Source organism: Streptomyces viridosporus (assembly GCF_002078235.1).
Lineage (GTDB): Bacteria > Actinomycetota > Actinomycetes > Streptomycetales > Streptomycetaceae > Streptomyces > Streptomyces viridosporus.
In genome coordinates, this window is the sequence record NZ_MSGP01000345.1 from 1 (window position 1) to 20,034 (window position 20,034).

18 protein-coding genes are annotated in these 20,034 nt (G+C 72.6%); 10 read left to right on the forward strand and 8 right to left on the reverse strand.

Going from position 1 to position 20,034, the window contains the following annotated elements:
- The first annotated feature begins 119 nt into the window (after window positions 1-119).
- Window positions 120-1,163, forward strand: coding sequence for an NAD(P)H-dependent flavin oxidoreductase (locus B7L92_RS24060; RefSeq protein WP_218030465.1), 1,044 nt, complete (start codon window positions 120-122; stop codon window positions 1,161-1,163).
- A gap of 237 nt (window positions 1,164-1,400) precedes the next feature.
- On the opposite strand, the gene B7L92_RS24065 is transcribed toward B7L92_RS24060, so the two are convergent.
- Entirely contained in the window at window positions 1,401-2,690 is a 1,290-nt protein-coding gene (locus B7L92_RS24065) for a cytochrome P450 (protein ID WP_218030466.1), read from the reverse strand.
- Entirely contained in the window at window positions 2,687-3,946 is a 1,260-nt protein-coding gene (locus tag B7L92_RS24070) for a cytochrome P450 (RefSeq protein WP_081239517.1), read from the reverse strand. The genes B7L92_RS24065 and B7L92_RS24070 overlap by 4 nt, the downstream gene beginning before the upstream one ends.
- 94 nt (window positions 3,947-4,040) lie before the next feature.
- Here B7L92_RS24070 and B7L92_RS24075 point away from each other — a divergent pair, with 94 nt between their 5' ends.
- Both B7L92_RS24075 and B7L92_RS24080 read left to right on the forward strand, forming a co-directional pair.
- Window positions 4,041-4,808: an SDR family oxidoreductase gene (locus B7L92_RS24075; protein ID WP_081239518.1), complete on the forward strand. Its 768-nt coding sequence runs from the start codon at window positions 4,041-4,043 to the stop codon at window positions 4,806-4,808.
- Entirely contained in the window at window positions 4,808-5,611 is an 804-nt protein-coding gene (locus B7L92_RS24080; protein ID WP_081239519.1) for an enoyl-CoA hydratase/isomerase family protein, read from the forward strand. Before B7L92_RS24075 ends, B7L92_RS24080 begins: the two co-directional genes overlap by 1 nt.
- A 231-nt stretch (window positions 5,612-5,842) precedes the next feature.
- Here B7L92_RS24080 and B7L92_RS24085 read toward each other — a convergent pair whose 3' ends face one another.
- The 3 genes from B7L92_RS24085 to B7L92_RS24095 all read right to left on the reverse strand — a co-directional run bounded on the left by B7L92_RS24085 (window position 5,843) and on the right by B7L92_RS24095 (window position 8,667).
- Window positions 5,843-6,727, reverse strand: coding sequence for an LLM class F420-dependent oxidoreductase (locus B7L92_RS24085; protein ID WP_218030467.1), 885 nt, complete (start codon window positions 6,725-6,727; stop codon window positions 5,843-5,845).
- The gene (locus B7L92_RS24090) at window positions 6,724-7,326 is read right to left on the reverse strand and encodes an NADPH-dependent FMN reductase (protein WP_081239520.1); all 603 of its coding nucleotides are present in this window, start codon (window positions 7,324-7,326) and stop codon (window positions 6,724-6,726) included. The genes B7L92_RS24085 and B7L92_RS24090 overlap by 4 nt, the downstream gene beginning before the upstream one ends.
- 72 nt (window positions 7,327-7,398) lie before the next feature.
- Entirely contained in the window at window positions 7,399-8,667 is a 1,269-nt protein-coding gene (locus B7L92_RS24095) for a multidrug effflux MFS transporter (RefSeq protein WP_218030468.1), read from the reverse strand.
- A 185-nt stretch (window positions 8,668-8,852) separates the two neighbouring features.
- On the opposite strand from B7L92_RS24095, the gene B7L92_RS24100 reads away from it, so the two are divergent.
- Window positions 8,853-9,500 carry a TetR/AcrR family transcriptional regulator gene (locus tag B7L92_RS24100; RefSeq protein WP_081239521.1) on the forward strand — a complete coding sequence of 216 codons (648 nt, stop codon included), beginning with the start codon at window positions 8,853-8,855 and terminating at the stop codon, window positions 9,498-9,500.
- 115 nt (window positions 9,501-9,615) lie between these two features.
- Here the strand turns inward: B7L92_RS24100 and B7L92_RS24105 are convergent, their stop codons facing one another.
- Both B7L92_RS24105 and B7L92_RS24110 read right to left on the reverse strand, forming a co-directional pair.
- Window positions 9,616-9,993: a hypothetical protein gene (locus tag B7L92_RS24105; protein WP_081239522.1), complete on the reverse strand. Its 378-nt coding sequence runs from the start codon at window positions 9,991-9,993 to the stop codon at window positions 9,616-9,618.
- 130 nt (window positions 9,994-10,123) lie between these two features.
- Window positions 10,124-10,687 carry a VOC family protein gene (locus tag B7L92_RS24110; protein ID WP_218030469.1) on the reverse strand — a complete coding sequence of 188 codons (564 nt, stop codon included), beginning with the start codon at window positions 10,685-10,687 and terminating at the stop codon, window positions 10,124-10,126.
- Between the two features lie 144 nt (window positions 10,688-10,831).
- On the opposite strand from B7L92_RS24110, the gene B7L92_RS24115 reads away from it, so the two are divergent.
- The 6 genes from B7L92_RS24115 to B7L92_RS24140 all read left to right on the forward strand — a co-directional run bounded on the left by B7L92_RS24115 (window position 10,832) and on the right by B7L92_RS24140 (window position 18,753).
- A complete protein-coding gene (locus B7L92_RS24115; RefSeq protein WP_081239523.1) occupies window positions 10,832-11,539 on the forward strand; it encodes an EthD domain-containing protein in 708 nt (235 codons plus the stop codon).
- Between the two features lie 153 nt (window positions 11,540-11,692).
- Entirely contained in the window at window positions 11,693-13,213 is a 1,521-nt protein-coding gene (locus B7L92_RS24120; protein ID WP_081239524.1) for a class I adenylate-forming enzyme family protein, read from the forward strand.
- A 97-nt stretch (window positions 13,214-13,310) separates the two neighbouring features.
- On the forward strand, window positions 13,311-15,371 hold the full coding sequence (locus B7L92_RS24125; protein ID WP_081239525.1) for an oxidoreductase: 2,061 nt from the start codon (window positions 13,311-13,313) through the stop codon (window positions 15,369-15,371).
- Between the two features lie 12 nt (window positions 15,372-15,383).
- Window positions 15,384-17,399 carry an oxidoreductase gene (locus B7L92_RS24130; protein WP_081239526.1) on the forward strand — a complete coding sequence of 672 codons (2,016 nt, stop codon included), beginning with the start codon at window positions 15,384-15,386 and terminating at the stop codon, window positions 17,397-17,399.
- Window positions 17,396-18,340 carry a hydroxymethylglutaryl-CoA lyase gene (locus tag B7L92_RS24135; protein ID WP_218030470.1) on the forward strand — a complete coding sequence of 315 codons (945 nt, stop codon included), beginning with the start codon at window positions 17,396-17,398 and terminating at the stop codon, window positions 18,338-18,340. Before B7L92_RS24130 ends, B7L92_RS24135 begins: the two co-directional genes overlap by 4 nt.
- A complete protein-coding gene (locus tag B7L92_RS24140) occupies window positions 18,337-18,753 on the forward strand; it encodes a TIGR03618 family F420-dependent PPOX class oxidoreductase (RefSeq protein WP_081239528.1) in 417 nt (138 codons plus the stop codon). Before B7L92_RS24135 ends, B7L92_RS24140 begins: the two co-directional genes overlap by 4 nt.
- Before the next feature lie 101 nt (window positions 18,754-18,854).
- Here B7L92_RS24140 and B7L92_RS24145 read toward each other — a convergent pair whose 3' ends face one another.
- Window positions 18,855-19,976 carry an NAD-dependent epimerase/dehydratase family protein gene (locus B7L92_RS24145; protein WP_081239529.1) on the reverse strand — a complete coding sequence of 374 codons (1,122 nt, stop codon included), beginning with the start codon at window positions 19,974-19,976 and terminating at the stop codon, window positions 18,855-18,857.
- Between the last annotated feature and the right edge of the window lie 58 nt (window positions 19,977-20,034).

Consider the following 20,034-nt stretch of genomic DNA (forward strand, 5'->3'; position numbering starts at 1 on the left):
CGGGCAGGTGATCCGCGGGGGTGGAAGGAGGGTCTTGGCGCATTAATCAAATGCCGTTAGGCTGAGTGGATCCGGGCCCCGGGGAAGGGCCGTTTGCGCACTCAGCGGAAGGGATCGACGTGGGAGCGGTATGGCAGGCCCTGTGCGGCCGACTCGGAACCAAGTACCCGATCATGCAGGACGGTATGGGTCCGTCACCCACCACCTCGCTGGCGACCGCCGTGTCCGCGGCGGGCGGGCTCGGCTCGGTCTCCACCCCGGGACTGCTCACCCCCGAGGTGGAACTGCGCAAGAAGCTGCGTGACCGGATGGAGCAGGTGGCGACCGGCGCGCGGAGCGCCTTCGCGGTCAACATCCCGGTGGGAACCCTCTCCACGGGCGAGATGCTGCCGGCCTCCGAGGCCTGCATCGACGAAGCGATCCGGATCAAGCTGGCCGGTGGCCCGGTCGGTGAGCACTTCGCGGCCATCACCACGTCGGCGGGCTTCCCCGGCGGCTTCACCGAGCGCATCAAGGAGGCGGGCCTGCTGCACTTCCACAAGGTCGGCTCCGTGCGCCACGCGGTGAAGGCCGCCGAGGCCGGAGTGGACGTCGTCATCGCCTCGGGCCACGAGATGGGCGGTCACACCCACCTCAAGCCCGTCTCCACGATGGTGCTCGCCCCGCAGGTGATCGCCGAGCTCGACATCCCGGTCATCGTCTCCGGCGGTGTCCACGACGGGTACGGCCTCGCCGCGATGCTCGCCATGGGAGCCGCCGGCGTCGCCATGGGCACCCGGTTCATCGCGACCGACGAGCACGAGTGGCACCAGAACTACAAGCAGTACATCGTCGACTCGCGCGAGTGGGACGACATGACCTACCAGGGCTACTACGCGCCCAGCCGCGGTCTGCGGAACAAGGCGCTCCTGGAGGACCTGCCGGCCGTCAAGGAGTCGGGCATCTCCGTCGACGAGCTCAACCAGTGGAAGGAGGACCGGGGGTACCTGGCCCAGATGGAGGGTGACACCGAGACCGGCATCGTCGTCGCCGGTCAGGTCGCCGCCGCCATCAAGGACATCGTGCCGGTCAAGGTGCTCCTGGACCGGATGATGGACCAGGCCCTCGATCTGCTGGAGAACACCGCGGCCTCGCTGCCGGCCCTCAGGGCCACCCGCGCCTGAGGCTGCGAACGGTACGCCGACGGCCCGGTCCCGACACGGGGGGACCGGGCCGTCGGGCGTTCCGGCGGCGCGGCGGGCCGCGGCGCGGGCCCGTTCGGCCGGAACGGCGGCCACCACGGGCAGCCGGGCCGCGTCGGGCGGACGGTGCCGGCCGGAGCGCGTCGGCCGGGCCGCGTCGGGCGGACGGTGCCGGCCGTGCGGGGCGGGGGCAGGCGGAGCCCGGACAGCGGAGCCGGATCAGCCGTGCCGGTCCGCCGTGCCGGCCACCGCCGTCTCCGGCAGCGGGGCGGCGTGCTCCGGGACGACCCGCGGGCCGGGGGTGAACCGGACGGGCATCGAGGTCCAGCCGTTGACCAGCGGGATCACCGGCCGGTGGACGACGGCCTCGCGGTCGACGGTGAAGTCCGGCATCCGGCGGAGCAGGGCACGGACCACCTCGACCAGTTCGGCCCGCGCGAGGTGTGCGCCGACGCAGCGGTGCACACCGAGCCCGAAGGCCACGTGCTGGTGAGCGTTCGCACGGTCGGGATCGACGCTCTCCGGGTCGGGGAACACCGTCTCGTCGCGGTTGGCGGATCCGATGCCGAGGAAGAGCCGGTCGCCCGGCCGCAGCGCGACGCCCCCGAGCGTGGTCGGAGCGACGACGGTGCGGGCCGCGCCGGTGCCCGGACTGTGGAGACGCAGAAGTTCGTCCGTGGCACCCGGGACGGCGCCGGGGTCCTCGGTCAGCCGGCGGCGCAGCTCCGGATGGGCGTCGAGATGCCCGACGACGTTGGAGATCTGCGCCGTCGTGGTGTCGACGCCGCCGGTGAGCAGCATGAACACCAGCTCGGCGATCAGGTCGTCGTCGATCGGCCGCCCGTCGACCTCCGCCTCCAGGAGGGCCGTGCAGACGCCCGGCGGACCGGACCCGCGCTCCCGCCACCCGGTGACCAGCTCCCGCATCTCCCGCATCACGCCGATGATCGCCCGCGCCGAGCCCTTCCGGTGGCCGACGCCCTGGTGCAGTGCGTGCGCGTAGTGCTGCCAGCGGTCGAGCGGCAGGCCCAGCAGATCGACGATGACCAGCGGCGGCAGCACCGCGCCGAGGTCGGCGACGACGTCCATCCGGCCCGACTCGACGGTGCGGTCGAGGATCCAGTCGACGATCGTGGTGAGCCGGGGGGTGTACTCGCGGACCGTGCGGGCGGAGAAGAACGGCGCGATCAGCCGGCGGTAGGCGAGGGAGGCCGGCGGGTCCATCTCCATCATCCCCAGCCGCGACGCGGTGACCGGCACGGTCGCCCCGCCCACGACCCTGCCGTCGAACTCCAGCTCGCGCCCGGACGCGAACGTCTCCGGTTCGCGCAGTACGCGGCGGACGTCCTCGTAGCGGGTGACGGCGTAGAACCCGCCGTGCCGGGGGGAGTGCGCGACCGGGCAGCCCGCGCGCAGGCCCGCGTAGATCTCCGGCCAGTGGTCGGCGAAGGCGGGGGAGTGGTGGTCGAACGGCTCGGGGGCACCGGCCGGGGGCAGTGGGTCGTTCACCGGTCCGTCCCCTCGGCCGGGCGTACCCGCTCGCCGGTCAGCCGGGGAAGTTCGCCGGTGTCGGTGCCCTCGCGCGGACCGGGAGGGTAGGTCATCGTCATCGAGTAGAAGCCGTTGGTCAGCGGGATCCGCTCGTAGGCCTCGACCGCGGTGATCACGTACTCCGGGATGCGGCGCAGCAGTTCGCCGAGGAACACCTCGGCGTTGGCGGAGGCCAGCAGCGCCCCGGGGCAGCGGTGGACGCCGCCGCCGAAGGCGAGGTGCGGGTTGGGCGAGCGGGTGACGTCGGGGGTCCCCGCGTCCGGGAAGACGTCCTCGTCGAAGTTGCCCGACGCGTAGGAGAGGAGCACCCGGTCGCCGGGGTGGAACGTGTGGCCGCCGACCTCGACCGTCCGGGTGACGGTGCGGGCCAGGCCGGGCGAGGGCGCGTGGTAGCGCATCATCTCGTCGACCGCGGTCGGCAGCAGCGACGGATCGGCCGCGATCCGCGCCCGGTCCTCCGGCCGGTCGTGCAGGTGCTTGAGCATGTGGGCGATGGTCGCGATCGTGGTGCCCTCGCCGCCGAGCAGCATCATGTTGACGAGCTCGGTGGCCCACTCGACGCCGAGCGGTTCGCCGTCGACCACGGCGTTGTTGAGACCGCTGATCAGACCCGGCCGGGGCTCGGCGCGCTGGCGCTCGACCTCCTCGCGGACGTCCTCGCGCATCCAGCGGGCGCCCTCGGCGCGGTCCTCGGTCTGCCGGACCATCCGTTCGGCGACGTCGGCGTAGGCCGACCACCGCTCCAGCGGGATGCCCAGGATGTCGAGGATGACGATGGCCTGGAACGGGCCGGCGAGGTCGGTGACGATGTCGCACTCGCCCTTGTCGATGATCCGGTCGATGGCCCAGGTGGCCGTGTGCCGGATCCGCTCGCGGCCCCGGGCGACGGCCTGGCGGGTGAACCACGGGGTGAGCAGCCTGCGGTACTTCGTGTGCTCGGGCGGGTCCATCTCGAGGATGCCGACCCGTACCGGCTGGTGCGGGATGGCGACGCCGAGGCCCTTGTCGGTGCCGTCCGCGTGCCAGGACCGTTCGGAGGAGAAGGCCCGGTGGTCACGGAGCGCCTCGGTGATGTCGGCGTGCCGGGTCAGTACGTGGTAGCCGCCGTGGCGGCCGGAGGAGATGACCGGGCAGCCGCGGCGGGCCTCCGCGTAGATGTCCCGCCAGCGCGCGGCGTGGTCCTCGGATGTGTGGTCGAACTGATCGGGCGTCATGAATGCACCCCTATTAATCAACCAGTATTAGATTTAGGATGCTGGCATGCCGCACAAAGGGTGTCAACGAGAAGCGACGGCGCCGGACGGGCCCATGAAGGGCCGGGTCGCCGTGGTCACCGGAGGCTCGCGGGGGATCGGCCTCGGTATCGCGCGCCGCTTCCACGAACGGGGCGCACGGGTGGTGCTGTGCGCCCGCAACGCCGACGACGCGACGGCCGCCGCACAGGCCCTGGACCCCTCGGGCGGGACCGCGCTCGGCGCGGGCGTGCACGTCCTGGACGAGGACGCCGCCCGGGCCCTGCTGGCGGACGTGCGCGAGCGCTGGGGCGGAATCGACGTGCTGGTCAACAACGCCGCCGCCAACCCGCACTTCGGGCCGACCCGCACGGTGGACCACGGCCGCTGGCAGAAGATCATGGAAGTCAACCTCTGGGCCCCGCTGCGCTGGACCCAGCTGGCCCTGGAGGCGGGCCTGGGGGAGACCCGGACCGGCTCCGTCCTGATGGTCTCCTCCAACGTCGCCGAGACCCCGGGCAGTCCGTCCGGGGTCTACGGCATGAGCAAGGCGGCGCTCAACTACCTGACGGCCCAGCTCGCGGTCGAACTCGGCCCGCGGGTACGGGTGAACGGCATCGCACCCGGGGTCGTGAACACCCGGTTCGCCGGGCCGCTCATCGCCGGCGGTGAGAAGGTCTACGGCCGCTGGCCGCTGCCCCGCTTCGGTGAGCCCGAGGACGTCGCGGACGCCGCGGAGTTCCTGGCCGGCGAGGCCGCGTCGTGGGTCACCGGACAGGTGCTGACCGTCGACGGCGGTGCGCTGCTCGGCGGTGACGAGTTCTCCGCGCTGGAGGGTGCCTGATGCCTTCGGTGAGCACCGTCGACCACGGCGACGGCGTCCTCGAGGTCCGGCTCGACGAGCCCGGCCGGTTCAACACCCTGGAAGCGGTGATCGTCCAGGAACTGCACGACGTGCTCGGCGCCCTGGCGCCCCGCACCGACGTCCGCGTCGTGGTGCTGTCCGGTGCGGGCAAGCACTTCTGCGCCGGTGCCCACCTCCAGGGCCACGGCACCGCGCCCGGGGGCGACGGGTCGCGGGCGGTGCCGGACTGGATGTCGGTGCAGGAGCACATCGCGACCCTGGTGACCCGGCTGCGCGGCTTGCGGATGCCGGTCGTGGCGGCGGTGCAGGGCGCCGCGTCGGGCGGCGGGTTCGCCCTGGCGCTCGCCTCGGACGTCCGGGTCTGCGCCGACGACGCCCGGTTCAACGCGGCGTTCGTCAAGGTGGGCCTCTCGGCCTGCGACATCGGGGTGAGCTGGCTGCTGCCCCGGCTGATCGGCGCCTCGCGCGCCTTCGAACTGCTGCTCACCGGCCGCTTCGTGGAGGCGGAGGAGGCCGAGCGGATCGGGCTGGTCTCCCGGCTGGTGCCCCGGGCGGAGCTGATGGACACCGCCCTGGGGACGGCCCGGGCGATCGCCGCGCACGCGCCGTACGGGGTCCGGATGACCAAGCAGGTGATGTGGTCGCAGTTGGAGATCTCCAGCCAGGCCGCCGGCCTCGACCTGGAGAACCGCACCCAGGTCTCCGCCGCGCTCACCGAGGACCACCGGGAAGCGGTCGCGGCCTTCCTCGGCAAACGCGCCCCGGTGTTCCACAACAGGTAGGCGGCCCGGGCGGGTTCACGGCAGACGGGCCCGGGGCCCCGGTGACGACGGCCCCGGCCCGGTGGGCCCGGCCCCGTGCGGCGGTGACCTCGAACGGGCGGAGGGTCCCGGGCGCTGGGTGACGACGGCCCCGAACCGATGGGCGGGCCCGGCGTTTCCGTGGCAGCAACGGCGCGAACGGGTGGACGGCCCGGCCCCTTGCATCATGCAAGGGGCCGGGCCGTCCACCCGTCAGTCGAACAGGGCCGCGGCCAGAACGCGTGCCGTGTGCAGCGGCAGTTCGCCCGGGGCGCCGAGGATCTGCAGGCACACGTGGTCCGCGCCCGCGTCGTGGTGGGCGCGGACCCGGGCGGCGATCTGCTCGGGGGTTCCCCAGGCGACCAGGGTGTCGACCAGACGGTCGCTGCCGCCATGGGCCACGTCGTCCTCGGTGAAGCCCAGACGCAGCCAGTTGTTCACGTAGTTGGGCAGTTCGAAGTACATGGCGAGCGCCTCGCGGGCGGTGGCGCGGGCCGACACGGGGTCGGAGTCGAGGACGACTCCCTGTTCCGGCATCACCCGGGCGCCGGGGCCGACGGACGCGCGGATCCGCGCGGTGTGCTCGGGTGTGACGAGGTACGGGTGCGTGCCGAGGGAGCGTTCCGCGCAGAGGGCGAGCATCTTCGGGCCCAGGGCGCCGATGATCCGGTCCTCGGGCGGCACGGGGGCGGCCGAGGCGTCCAGCTCGTCGAGGTAACCCTGCATCCGGGCCAGCGGTCGTTCGTACCGGCCGAGCCCGGACCGTTCGACCAACGGCCCGTGGCTCGCGCCGAGGCCGAGCAGGAACCGTCCGGGGTGCGCCGCGTCGAGGCGGGCGAACGCCTCCGCGGACTCCGCGGGCGGGTTGACCCAGATGTTGGCGATGCCGGTCGCGACGACGACCCGCGAGGTGGCCCCGAGGAGCACGGCGGCGGTGTCGAACGTGCGGCGCAGGCCGCCCGGGTACCACAGGGCGGCGTACCCCATGTCCTCCAGCGCGGCGGCCGCGTCGGCGACGAGGGCGCGGTCGTCGAGGCGGAAGGCGCCGGCCCAGATGCCGACCGTCCGCCCCGGCCCGCGCAGCGGACGCGGGCTCACGCGACGGGTTCGAACGCGGTGGTGGCGGTCCGCACGGCGCCGGCGAACGCCGCCACCTGGGCCCCCACCCGGCCGAACTGCTCGTCCAGTGCGGGGTCCACGCACCGGCCGTCGCGGAAGGCGCCGCGCTGGGCGACCACCGCCGCGCCGTACGGCGTCGGGAAGCCGCGCAGGGCGTGTGCGACGGTGCGGAGCTGGTCGATGACCGCGACGGCGGCCTGCTTGCCGTAGGCGACGCCGATGCAGCCGACCGGGATCCCGTCGAGGTAGGGGCGTGCGTCGCCCGCCAGGTCCTCGGCGTAGTCGAGGGCGTTCTTGACCAGGCCCGACACCGAGCCGTGGTAGCCGGGGCTCGAGACGATCAGGCCGTCGGCCGAGCGCAGCGCCTCCACCAGCCGGACCGCCTGGGGCGGGCGCGGGGTGCGCTGCTCGTAGAAGGGCAGCGCGATGTCGTGGGCGGTCAGGCAGAGCGTGCGGGCACCGGCCGCCGAGGCCGCCGCGAGTGCGGAACGCAGTCCCGCCTCCGAGCTGGAGTCGCTCCGGACCGTGCCACCGATGCCGACGACCAGCGGTCGTTCGTCGAGCGCGTGTTCAGGCATGCCCAATAAACTAACAGTGGTTGGTTCAGCCTGGCAAGAATCAGCGGGCGGCGGAGTCGACGGACGGCAGGGTCAGCGGATGGCCATCGTCTCCGCGTTCCGCCGGACGACGCACCACATCACGCCCGACGCACAGGCGGTGGCCGCCAGCATGGCGCCGGCCATCGCGACGCCGTCGGCCTCGCCCAGGCCCACGAGGGGCGCCACGAGACTGCCGACGGAGAACTGCACGAACCCCATGAGCGCGGCCGCGGTGCCGGCCCGGTGACCCTGCCCGTTCAGCGCCAGTGCCTGGCTGTTGGGCATGCTCAGCCCGTACCCGGCGACCGACAGCGCCAGCACCGCGACGACGACGCCGAGCGGCGCGTCGCCGAAGGCCAGCAGCGGGAGCAGCAGCGCCGAACCGAGCAGCCCCAGCACGGTGGCGAAGGTGAGCACGTTCGCCGGTCCGTAGCGCCGGATGAGCAGCGGGTTCACCTGGGCGAGCACGGTCAGGCCGAGCGCGTTGGCGGCGAAGAGCAGGGCGAACCGCTGCTCGCTCAGCCCGAACCGGCCCTGCAGGACGAACGACGCCCCCGACACGTAGCTGAACAGGGTCGAGAACATCAGCCCTCCGACCAGGATCAGCGCGAGGTACGTCCGGTCGCCCAGGAGCGCCCGGTACGACGCGCGGGCGGCCGTGAACGTGGGCCGCCCGCGCCGCTCGGGCGGCAGTGTCTCGGGCAGCGAGGTCGCGGCCACCACCAGCAGCACCGCGCCGAGGCCGGCGAGCGCCAGGAAGATGAACGGCCACTCGGCGACCGTGAGCACCCCACCGCCGATGGTGGGCGCCAGCGCCGGGGCCACGCCGATCACGAGGAACATCCGCGACATGACCCGCGCGTAACCCGAACCCGCGAACAGATCGCGCACGGTGGCCATGGACACGACCGCGACCGCCGCGCACGACAGTCCCTGCAGCAGCCGGGTGCCGGCGAGCAGGTACGGGTCGTGGGCGGCGAAGCACAGCAGTGAGGTGACGATGTGGCCGGTGAGCCCCACCAGCACCGGGCGGCGGCGGCCGAAGACGTCGGCCAGCGGTCCGGCGATCAGCTGCCCCAGGGCCAGCCCCACCAGTACACCGGTGAGGGAGAGCTGGATCTGCGACGGTGCCGCGTCCAGGTCGCGGGCCATCTCGGGCAGGGCCGGGAGGTACATGTCCATGGTGAAGGGCGACACCGACATCAGCAGCGCGACGACCGCCACCACACGGGTCGTGCCCGCCGCCGAGGGGGCCGCGACCGGCGCCGGGTCCGGGCCGGGAGGAGCCCCCGCTGAGGGGGCGGTGTCGTGGTCGGTCACTGGGGCACGGTCCTCTCCGTACGATGGGATGGTGGCCGGAAGCGAACGGGACCCGGGGGAGTGCGGGAACTGACGCGGAATCAGAAACGGACAAAGTGGGCCACCCGCACCTGGTGGCCACCAGGCGAACGCCGATGGATTAAGGTGCGTGAGGACGTGGAGCCCGGAGACGAGGAGAGCCCCCCATGGCCCGACCGAAGGTCCCGCTGATCTCGCGCCGCAAGGCGCTCGAGGCGGCGCTCGAGATCGTTGACAGCGAGGGTCTCGACGCCCTGAGCATCCGGCGCCTGGGCGAGGCCCTCAAGGTCAACGGCGCCTCGCTCTACCACCACTTCCGCAACAAGGACGAGATCCTGGTGGGCGTCACCCAGCTCGCGCTGGCCGACGTGGCGACCCCGCGCACCGAGAACGAGAACTGGAGGGTCTGGCTGCCGCTCAACGCCTACCGCACCCGCCAGGCACTGATCTCGCACCCGGAGCTGATCCCCGTGATGCTGCGCCGCGCGCCGCTCGGCATCGGTCTGACGGAGGTCGAGTCGAGTGTGCAGCGGCTGCAGGCCGAGGGGGTGCCGCTGCCGATGATCGCCCCGCTGATGGAGGGCCTGGAACTGCTGGCGATCACCAGCGCGCTGCAGGAGACCGGCAAGGCCGGCCCCACCGAGGGCGAGGACGGTGAGGTCGCCACCCCCTCGCTGCACGCGGCCGTCGAGGCGCGCGGCATGAGCTCCGAGGAACTCTTCCAGGTGATGGCCTCCTCGATGATCTCGATCATCGAGAGCACCATCCAGCTGAAGGAGACGCGGCTCGCGGCCGAGCGGCTCTCCCAGGCCTGAGCGCCCGGAAAGCCGCCGGGGACGGTGGGTGTCCGCCCGGACGTGCCCCGCCCCCGGGGTGCACGGGGCGGCGTCGGCGCCGCCCTCCGGATGTGCGTCGTGCGCCCGCCGGACGTCAGCCGACGAGATGGAGACCGTCCCGGCCGTGGACCGTCCCGGCCGGCCCCGTCCCGCAGCCGGCCGCGGCCCGGACCTCGCTGGGCAGACCGGCCTCGACGGTGAGCAGGTGCAGCGGCCAGTTGCCGACCTGCCACACGCCCGCGGTGTGGAGCGCCGACTTGTAGCTGCCCCGCAGGTGCGCGAGTGCCGCCTCGGCGGAGGGCGCGTTCATGGACAGGCGCACCGTGGCGGTGTCGGCGGTGATGGTGACTTCGGGGAACATCCAGTCCAGGCCCGCCCGCACGGAATCGGCGACGGCCTCGGGATCCGCCACGGCCGGCAGGAAGGCCGGCCTCGTCGCTCCGAACCTGGCGGTGTACATCGACCAGCCCATGGGCCTGACCTCTCGTGTGTGACGCCCGGCGGCAGCGGGCGGGGGATGAACCGGTGACGTGCTGAGGGCGCCGTGCCGCCACGGGGGCGGACACGGCCGGCCGCGACCCGCGCGGTCGCGGCCGGGCAGGTCACTCCGAGGACGGCGCCTCGATGATCCGTCCGTCCGGCAGGTAGACGACTCCCGGGTAGTCGGGCATGGTGGCGGGCTCGTCGTCGGCGAGCAGCTCCAGGGCCTCGGCCTTGTCGTCGTCGTCGAGCGGACGGGTGTTGGTCGTGAACTCGACCATGTTGCCGTCCGGGTCCCGGGTGTAGATCGACGTGATGAACTCGTGGACGACCTCACTCACCTTCTGGCCGCAGGACAGCCAGTGCTGCTTCTTCTCCTCGAGCTCGGTGAGGTCCTTGACCTCGAAGGCGATGTGGTTGATCCACCAGGGCAGACCGAGGCCGACGGAGATCGAGGGGTCCCAGTCCTCGGGCTGCTCGAAACCGTTCAGGTGGAGGTCCCAGAGCACGAAGTACGAGCCGGAACCCTTCGCGGTCTCGTAGAAGACGTGCTTGGTCCAGCCGGCCTTGGATCCGCCCATGGCCTGACGCTTGACGATCTTCACGAGCTCGAAGCCCATGACCTCGGTGTAGAACCTGTGCGACACGTCGAAGTTCTTCGGGGTGATGGCCAGGTGGTGAATCACGGCCCCTCCTCGTGGTGGAAGACGTCCCGATACCGGGATGCGCTTCCACAGTGGCCCACCAAACAGTGATTGTCAAAGGCTTGACGTATGATCACTGCTTGTTGAAACCTTGACGTGTGTCATGAGTCACGTCAGCATCTGCCCATGTCTGACCAGATGACGGCCGATCCGGCCGGTACCACCGCTTCCGTGATCAGATCCGTGGCCCCCGTCCGCCGGCGCCGGGGCCTCGACTGGGCGGAGTTCTCCCGCCACTGGCGCGAGGAGCACGCCGAGATCGCCAAGCGGCTGCCGGGCATGGTGGGGTACACGCAGGGGCACGCGATCCCGGAGGAGCAGCCGGCTCGTCGCCCGGTGAGCTGGGAGTACGACGGCGTGCCGCTGGCCTCGTTCCCGGACCTCGCGGCGATCGGGACGCTCAGGTCCCACCCGGACTACCGTGCCCGTGCCGTGCCCGACGAGGCGGAGTTCACCGACCGGGCCGGCATGGCGGCGGTGCTGCTGGCACACCGCTTCGGCGAGGCGCCGGACCCGGTGGCCGGTGGGCGCACGCTGATGGTGTTCGCGCGCACGGCGGATCTCGGCGAAGCGGCCGGCCGGGCGCTGATCGGGGCGCTCGGCGCCGTACCCGGGGCGGACGCGGCCCTCGGGCACCGGTGGAGCGCGGCGCTGGACGCCGACCCCGGGCTCTCGCCGCGGGGCACGGCGGACCGGCCGTACGACGGGCTGCTGGAGGTCTGGTTCCCGGCCGCCGCCCCGGCCACCGGTGTCGCCCGGGCGGTGGCGGACGATCCGGCCCTCCTGCCGTTCGAGGCGTTCTGTCTGGTGGTGTACGAGAACCGGGTCGTCTGAACCGGGTGTCCGGCGGGCCGCTCAAGTGCTGTCCGGTCCGTTGACCCCATAACCAGATGCTGTTAGGTTTTCGCCCGTTCGGCCACGTGACCGAGGGCATATGACGGCCCGGGATGCCGCACCCCCACTTCCATCACCAGCGAGGGAGCACGAGTGGTCACTCATCTGACGGACTGGGTCACCTACAACGCGCGCCGCCACGGACCCGAGATCGCGGTCGAAAGTCTCGACACCGGCCGGCAACTCACCTGGACCGAGTTCGAGGACCGGGTCGCCCGGCTCAGCTCGGTACTGGCCGGACTCGGCCTCCGGCGCGGCGACCGGGTCGGACTGCTCGCGGACGACGACTGGCGCGTCCTGGCCCTGCAGTTCGCCTGCATCCGCACGGGCGCGATCTTCGTGCCCTTCAACTGGCGGCTGACGGTCGACGAGATCGAAGTGCTCTGCGCCGACGCCGAACTCGGGCTGCTGATCCACGACTCGACCTGGCAGGACACCGCGACCAAGCTCGGCGAGCAGCTCGGGGTGCCGCTGGCCGGCTGGTCGTGCGCCGGTGTGCGCAACGACATCGACGCGCTGATGGACGGGGCGGCACCGTTGCGCGCCACCGGTCACTACTCCGGCGAGCAGATCGCCCAGATCCTCTACACCTCCGGCACCACCGGCCTCCCCAAGGGCGCACTGATCACGCTCGGCGGACTGGCCTGGCACGCGATGAACGTCCAGCACGACATGTGCATAGGAAGCCCGCCGGCCCGCTACCTCAGCGCGCTGCCGCTCTTCCACGCGGCCGGCCTCAACGCGATCGTCAATCCGACACTGATGGCCGGCGGCCGGGTCAGCGTCCTGCGCCGCTTCGACCCCGCCCGGGTCGCCGAACTGCTCGGCGACAAGAAGCACGGCTTCACCAACTTCAACGCCGCCCCGGTGATGTACCGGATGGTGATGGAGCAGGCCTCCCGCTCGGCCGACTTCTCCCACATCCGCGCCGGCATGGTCGGCGGCGGCGCGATCCCGGCCGACGTCGGCGCCTACTTCGGCGAGCACGGCCTCGAACTGCAGGCGGGCTGGGGAGCCACCGAGATGGGGCCGAGCATGACCCTGATGCCGAAGGCGTCGCGCGTGGCGAAGGCGCACACGGTCGGGATGCCCGTCCAGCACGTCCAGATCCGCGTCGTCGACCCCGCGACCAACGAGGACGTCGCTCCGGGAGAGGTCGGCGAGGCGTGGGTCCGAGGCCCCTCCGTCTCGCCGGGCTACTGGCGCCGCGACCCCGACACCGACGACGCCACCGCGGCCGGCTGGTTCAAGAGCGGGGACGCCGTCTCCGTGGACGAGGAAGGATTCGTGGCGCTGCGGGGCCGCTTCAAGGACATGTACAAGTCCGGGGGCGAGAACGTCTTCTGCGCCGAGGTCGAGCGGGTCCTCACCGGCCACGACAGCGTGCAGGACGCGGCCGTCGTCGGGGTGCCGCACGAGAAGTGGGGCGAGGTCGGCTACGCCGTGGTGGTCCCCGAGGCGGGCCGCACGGTCGACGAGGCCGGTCTGATCGCCCACGTGGCGTCGTGTCTGGCCAAGTACAAGGTGCCGGCGAAGGTCGTCGTCGTCGACGACTTCCCGCGCAACGTCACCGGCAAGATCCAGAAGAACGTGCTGCGCGACATGCTCGGCTGACACCCGCACCGCGGCACACCGCACACCACCCCCACACCCCAGGAATCCAGGAAGCACGCACCACACCACAGCAGGACCCGGCACGAGAGGGACGTACGTGAGCGCCAAGCATCTTCATGAGCGGGCCGAGCAGGCCGAGCGGGAACTGGACCTGGTCTGGCAGCCGCTCACGATCAAGAACGTCACGCTGCGCAACCGCATCGTCCGGTCCGCGCACGGTACCGGTTTCGCCCGTGGTCCGGTGACGGAGACCCTGAAGGCCTACCACATGGAGCGCGCCCGGGGCGGTGTAGCGCTCAGCTTCGGCGAGGGCGGTCAGGTCCACTGGAGTTCACCGGGCTTCCTGGACCTGACCACCGACGACATCATCGAGGGCCTCGCCGACCTGGCGTCGTCCGTGCAGGCCGAGGGCATGAAGTTGTTCCAGCAGCTCATGCACGGCGGCCCGACGCTCTACGCGCACGACGGTTCGGCCCCCTGGGCGGCCTCCGCGGTGCCGGACCCGGTCCTGGGCCTGGTGCCGCACCCGATGACCAAGAACATGATCGACGAGGTCGTCGAGGGCTTCGCCGCCGCGGCGGGCCGGGTGCGGCAGGCCGGCCTCGACGGCGTCGAACTGCACGGCGGGCACAGCTACCTCTTCAGCTCCTTCCTCTCCCCGGCCACGAACCACCGCACCGACGAGTACGGCGGATCCCTGGAGAACCGTTCGCGGATCCTCTTCGAGGCGCTGCGCGCGGTCCGGGACCGGGTCGGCCCCGACTTCGTCGTCGGCGTCCGGCTCTCGCCCGACGGCGCCGACCACATGACCACGGCCGACGACATCCGGCAGGTGATCGCCCGGCTGGAGACCGAGGGCCTGGTCGACTACCTCAACGTCTCCTACGGCAGCCACTACCGCCGGTCCAAGCTGATCGGCGTCACCCGCGAACCGCGCAACTACATGGTCCGGCAGGCCACCGGGGAGATCACCCGGCAGGCCTCGCTCCCCACCATGGTCACCGGCCGCGTCCTGTCCCTGTACGACGCGGAGGAGATCCTGCGCAACGGGGAGGCCGACATGGTCTCCATGGTGCGCGCGCTCATCGCCGACCCGCACCTGGTCAAGAAGACGCGGGAGGGACGCCACCAGGAGATCCGCCCCTGCATCTCCTGCAACCAGGCGTGCGCCGGCGGCCTCACCAGCCGCGGCCTGATGGGCTGCGTCGTCAACCCCGCCTGCGGTCACGAGAGCGAGCGCGGCGACCACGTGCTCACCATCAGCCCGCGCCGCCGCACCGTCCTGGTCGTCGGCGGCGGCCCGGCCGGCCTGGAGGCCGCCCGCTCCTGCGCGCTGGCCGGTCACCGGGTCGTCCTGCACGAACGGACCGACCGGCTGGGCGGCCAGCTCAAGCTGATCGAGAAGTCCCCCTCCCGTTCCGACGTGGCCTCGCTGCTGCCCTACTACGAGTCGGAGCTGGCCCGTCTCGGCGTCGAGGTCGTCCTGAACTCCGCACTCGAGTCCCGCGAGGCGGTGGACGCCGTCGGCGCCGACCGCGTCGTCGTCGCGACCGGTGCCACCCCCCGCCGGGACGGCTTCCAGGCCTGGCGGCCCGCGGAGGCCCCGGCGGGTCTGGCCGGCGTCGACGTGCTGACCGGCTGGGACGTCCTGAACGGCGCCGAGATCACCGGTCCGGTGCTCCTCGTCGACGAGCTCGGGCACTACGAGGGCATCGACGTCGCCGAGACCCTCGTCCGGGCCGGTCACCGGGTGCACCACGTCACCCGCTTCTCGAACCTCGCCGCCAACATCCCGGTGGCCTACGACTACGCCGCCGGCCCGCACGCCGAGGAGCTGTACAAGGGCGACTACGAACTGCACACGCGCACCCTCGTGCACGCCGTCGAACCGGGCGGGGCCACCGTCGCACCGATCGCCGCCCCGAACCGGATCCGGGAACTGGAGGTGAACACCTTCGTGTTCATGTCCGGCGCGGTACCCGACCACGCCCTGACGGCCCGGCTGGAGGGCATCCCCGAGCTGTACGTCATCGGCGACGCGCTCGGTCCGCGCACCCTGGAACCGGCGATCACCGAGGGCTCGCTGGCGGCGGCCAGGTTCGAGGAGGGTTGGCAGCGCGCGACGTGGGTGCGCTACTCCGGCGGAAGCTCCGTCTGAGGAAAGGGCACCATGGCACTCGAACACGTGCTCTCGCCGCTCCGTCTGGGGCCGCTGACGGTCCGCAACCGGGTCGCGACGACGGCCCACATGACCGGGTACGCCGAGGACGGGCTGGTCTCCGACACCCTCGTCGAGTATCTGACGGCCCGGGCACGCGGCGGCGTCGGCCTGCTGATCACCGAGGCCGGCGCCGTGCACCCGACGTACCGGCCCGCGTCGTTCCGGCTCCACCGGGACGACGTCGGGCCCGGTCTGGCGCGGCTCGCCGAGGCCGTGCACGCGGAGGGGGCCGTGCTGATCGGGCAGGCCAACCACGGCGGGGCGGCCTCCCCGCCGCTGCCCGACGGCCGCCCGGCCCTCTCCGCCTCCGACAACGACGGCCTCAACGGGGCCCCGGCCCGGGCCATGACGCACGCCGAGATCGAGGAGATCCAGGACGCCTTCGTGCACGCCGCGCAGGTGATGTCGGACGCCGGGCTCGACGGCTGCGAGGTGCACGGCGCCCACCACTACCTGGTGAACCACTTCCTCTCGCCGCTCTACAACCGGCGCGAGGACCGCTACGGCGGAAGCTTCGGCAACCGCCTGCGGTTCCTCGCCGAGATCCTGGAGCGGACGCGGGCCGCGACCCGGCCGGGATTCGTGCTGGGCGTGCGGCTGAGCGCCGACATCGGTCCGGGCGGCATCGACTCCGAGGCGCTGCTCGCCATCGGCCGGGCCCTGCGGGACTGGGGCCTGGTCGACTTCGTCGGGTTCTCGCTCGGCGGCCGGACCCCCGAGGCCTTCCCGCTGATGACCGGCGGCATGGACCAGCCGGCCGGCTACGAACTGCCCTGGAACGAACTCCCCTCGCGCGGCCTGACCCTGCCCACCCTGGTCACCGGGCGCTACCGCACCCTGGAGCAGGCCGACGAGGCCGTCGCCTCGGGCGCCGCCGACCTGATCGGCATGACCCGGGCGCACATCGCCGACCCCGAACTGGTCCGCAAGACGATGTCCGGCCGCCCCGCGCGGGTGCGGCCCTGCATCGGCTGCAACGAGTGCCAGCGCTCGATCATCACCGAGGGCTCGATCCGGTGCGCCGTCAACCCGGCCCTGCCCGGCGCCGGCACCACGACCGATCTGCCGCACCCCACCCGGCGGCCCCGCCGGGTCACCGTCGTCGGCGGCGGCCCGGCCGGTCTGGAGGCCGCCCGCGCCGCGGCCCTGGCCGGGCACACCGTGACCCTGTTCGAGGAGACCGGGGAGCTGGGTGGCCTCGCCCGCCGGGCGGCGCGGGCCATGCCGAACGCGCCGGGCATGCTCGACGCGATCGCCTGGACCGAACGGGAAGTGCGCGAAGCGGGCGTCGACGTACGGCTCGGCACCCGCGCGGACGCGGAGGCGGTGCTCGCCACCGCGCCCGACGTGGTCGTCGCGGCCACCGGATCGGTGCCCCGGCCGGGTGCCCGCCAGACGGCGCGGCCCGGTGCGGCCGTGCCGGGAGCGGACCTGCCGCACGTGGTGTCCTCGCGGGACGTCCTTACCCTGACCACCGTCCCCGGGACGGCGGTCGTGGTCGACGAGATCGGTGAGTACGAGGCGCTCGGCGTGGCCGAACTGCTCGTCGAGGCGGGCGCGCACGTCACCTTCGTCACGCCGTTCGCCTCGGTCGGACTGCCGATGGAGGCGACCGGACGCCCCGCGACGGCGCTCGGCAGGCTGCGTGCCTCCGGCCGGTTCACGGCGCTGCCGCTGTCGATGGTCGTCGCGGTCGCCCCGGCCTCCGCCGACGTGGAGGACCTCCTCGGGCACACGGTGTCCACGCATGGGGCGGACCTGGTGGTGATGGTGGCCCGCGCGGCACCGTCCCGGCCCTTCCGGGCCGGGGAGTTGGGGGTCCCGGTGGAGTACGTCGGCGACGCGGTCCTCCCGCGGTCCTACCGGACCGCCGTGCGGGAGGGGTACCTGGCGGCGACCCGGATCGAGGAGCTCTGCGGCACGGCACGTCCGGCGCGGGGCACGACGGACGAGGTGAGGGCATGACGATGCCGTCGGACACGACGAGCGGGGCACAGGAGACGGCCGGGCAGGTCCAGGTGGTCGAGGTCGGTCCCCGGGACGGCCTGCAGAACGAGGCGGTGATCCTCGCCGCCGAGGACAAGGTCCGCTTCGTCGAACTGGCGATCGCGGCCGGGGTGCGCCGGATGGAGGCGGTCTCCTTCGTCCGCCCGGACGCCGTGCCGCAGATGGCGGACGCCGAGAAGGTGATGGAGCGGGTGCCCCGGCGCGACGACGTGTCGTACATCGGTCTGGTGCTCAACCGGCGCGGCTTCCTGCGCGCCCTGGACTGCGGCGTCGACGAGATCAACCTGGTGCTCGCCGCCAGCGAGTCCTTCAACCGGCGCAACCAGAACGCCGGCACCGAGGCCCTCGCAGCGATGGTGGAAGAGGTGCTCGAACTCGCCGGCTCGGCCGGCCTGCCGGCGTCGGTGACGATCGCGACCGCGTTCGGCTGCCCCTTCGAGGGCGAGGTGGCGCCCGAGACGGTCGCGGCTCTCGTCGCCCGGGCGTCGGCCGCCGGCGCCCGTGAGATCGCGCTGGCCGACACCATCGGGGTGGGCGTGCCGCGCCAGGTGCGCGAACTCTTCGGCACCGCCCGCACCTTGACCGACGTGCCGCTGCGCGCGCACTTCCACAACACCCGCAACACCGGCTACGCCAACGCCGTGACCGCCCTGGACCTCGGGGTGAACATCCTCGACTCGAGCATCGGCGGCATCGGCGGCTGCCCGTTCGCGCCGCGGGCGACGGGCAACATCGCCACCGAGGACCTCGTCTACACCCTCGACCGCTCGGGCGTCGCCACCGGCCTGTCCGTCCCGGCGCTGGTCGACGCCGCCGCGTTCATCGGCGGGAAGCTCGGCAAGGAAGTCCCCTCGATGGTGTCCAAGGCGGGCGGTTTCCCGCAGGAGGAGGCGCCATGACGTCCGAGCGGCCCCGGGTACCGGCCAGTCACCTCGATCTGACCGAGGCGATGACCGCCACCCTGTCCACGATCGGCCCGGGCGGGATCCCCCAGGTCACGGCGATCGCGTTCCACTACGACGAGAGTGACGGACTCTTCCGCATCTCGCTCAACGACGCCCGGCAGAAGGCCCGCAACCTCCGGCGGACACCGCTGGCCACGCTGTTCGTCATCGACCCGGAGAACAGGTTCCGGACCCTGGAGGTCCGCGCGGACGTCGAGATGGAGCCCGACGCCGACTTCTCGTTCGCCGCCGAGGCGGGGAAGAAGTACGGCCACGACTTCCATGACCTGGACGGTCCGGGGGAGACCCGCAGCAAGGTCACCTTCCACCCGCGGCGCATCGTCGCCACGGATCTGACGCCGGGCTGAGCACGCCCGGCCGGCGTACGCCGGGCCCCGGGAGAGGCGGAGTCCGGCCCGCGCTCGCCCGGGGCCCGGTTCTTCCGTCCGGCACCCCGGGCCGGCCCCGGTCAGCGACCGCGGGCGTCCGCCCGCAGCGACGGCACCTTGGGGTGCGGCATCGCGTGCGCCATGTCGACGGGGGTGTCCGGCGCCTGCCGGCGGACGAGGTCGCGGGCCCGGTCCCAGGCGGCCATCAGCCGGTCCTCCATCGCGTAGTCGAACCGGGCGTTGTACGTCGGGTAGTCCTCGGCGGTGACGGGATGCTCGGTCAGCCAGGCGACGGTCTCGGCGAGGGCGTCCGCGGCCGTGACGACCTCGCGGTAGCCCAGCAACCGCTTGGCGCGCGAGGCGTCGACGAGGACGTGCGGGCGGGCCGTGGGGGAGAGCAGCTCACCCATGGCGGAGGGGGCGAGCTCGGACGGGATGCCGACGAACTCCAGCTCAGTGCCGAGCAGCACGGCGATGCTCTCCGCCCACTGACGGGTGGTCTGCTGGTCGTCGTCGGCGACGTTGAACGCCTCACCCGCGGCGGCCGGGTTGCCGACCGCGCACAGCAGCACCTCGGCGGCGTTGCGGGCGGCGCACCGGGTCACGATCCACAGTCCGGCGTCGGGGAGGATCATCCGGCGCCTGCCGTCCGCGATCCGCTTCATGACGGCCCACTCCCACGGCACGATGTTGCGCGGCCCGTAGATCTGGGAGTAGCGGACCATGGTGGCGGCGTACGCGCCCTCGGCGCCGAGCCGGAACACCTCCCGCTCGGCGGCCACCATCTTCGCCGCGAAGGGCGGCACCGGTTCGTAGGCGTCGGCGAGGGTGCCGTCCTCGCGGGCGAGCAGCCGCATGCCGTAGGGCCGGGTGGCCTCCGGTTCGAAGAAGCCGCGGTAGACGGGGACGCCGCCGACCCCGATGAACTGCCCGCACTTCCCGGCGAAGGCCTGCGCGACCGTCTTCAGCCGTCCGTAGGTGGCCAGGACGACGTCCCAGGTGCGGGTGCCGATCGCCGCGTCCAGCGTCTCGCGGAAGTGCGGGTCGGCGTGGAGGTGGCGGACGTCGGGCAGCCCCGGCGGTTCGTGGACCCCGCGATGGAGGATCTCGACGTCGTATCCGCGCTCCAGCAGGCCGGCGAGGAGGTGCGGCCCGGTCGGACCGGTGCCGCCGACGACGAGTGCGGTGGGGGAGGACTTCATAACCATACGCTAATTGGTTTACGCTGTCGGCGCCACTGATCCCCCGCATCGGTGCCGA

What these genes read in the sequence shown, in the direction of transcription:
- B7L92_RS24070 (WP_081239517.1), bottom strand. Translation starts at nt 3,946, where the DNA reads ATGACGCCCGATCAGTTCGACCACACATCCGAGGACCACGCCGCGCGC.
- B7L92_RS24075 (WP_081239518.1), top strand. Translation starts at nt 4,041, where the DNA reads ATGAAGGGCCGGGTCGCCGTGGTCACCGGAGGCTCGCGGGGGATCGGC.
- B7L92_RS24080 (WP_081239519.1), top strand. Translation starts at nt 4,808, where the DNA reads ATGCCTTCGGTGAGCACCGTCGACCACGGCGACGGCGTCCTCGAGGTC.
- B7L92_RS24090 (WP_081239520.1), bottom strand. Translation starts at nt 7,326, where the DNA reads ATGCCTGAACACGCGCTCGACGAACGACCGCTGGTCGTCGGCATCGGT.
- B7L92_RS24100 (WP_081239521.1), top strand. Translation starts at nt 8,853, where the DNA reads ATGGCCCGACCGAAGGTCCCGCTGATCTCGCGCCGCAAGGCGCTCGAG.
- B7L92_RS24105 (WP_081239522.1), bottom strand. Translation starts at nt 9,993, where the DNA reads ATGGGCTGGTCGATGTACACCGCCAGGTTCGGAGCGACGAGGCCGGCC.
- B7L92_RS24115 (WP_081239523.1), top strand. Translation starts at nt 10,832, where the DNA reads ATGTCTGACCAGATGACGGCCGATCCGGCCGGTACCACCGCTTCCGTG.
- B7L92_RS24130 (WP_081239526.1), top strand. Translation starts at nt 15,384, where the DNA reads ATGGCACTCGAACACGTGCTCTCGCCGCTCCGTCTGGGGCCGCTGACG.
- B7L92_RS24135 (WP_218030470.1), top strand. Translation starts at nt 17,396, where the DNA reads ATGACGATGCCGTCGGACACGACGAGCGGGGCACAGGAGACGGCCGGG.
- B7L92_RS24140 (WP_081239528.1), top strand. Translation starts at nt 18,337, where the DNA reads ATGACGTCCGAGCGGCCCCGGGTACCGGCCAGTCACCTCGATCTGACC.
- B7L92_RS24145 (WP_081239529.1), bottom strand. Translation starts at nt 19,976, where the DNA reads ATGAAGTCCTCCCCCACCGCACTCGTCGTCGGCGGCACCGGTCCGACC.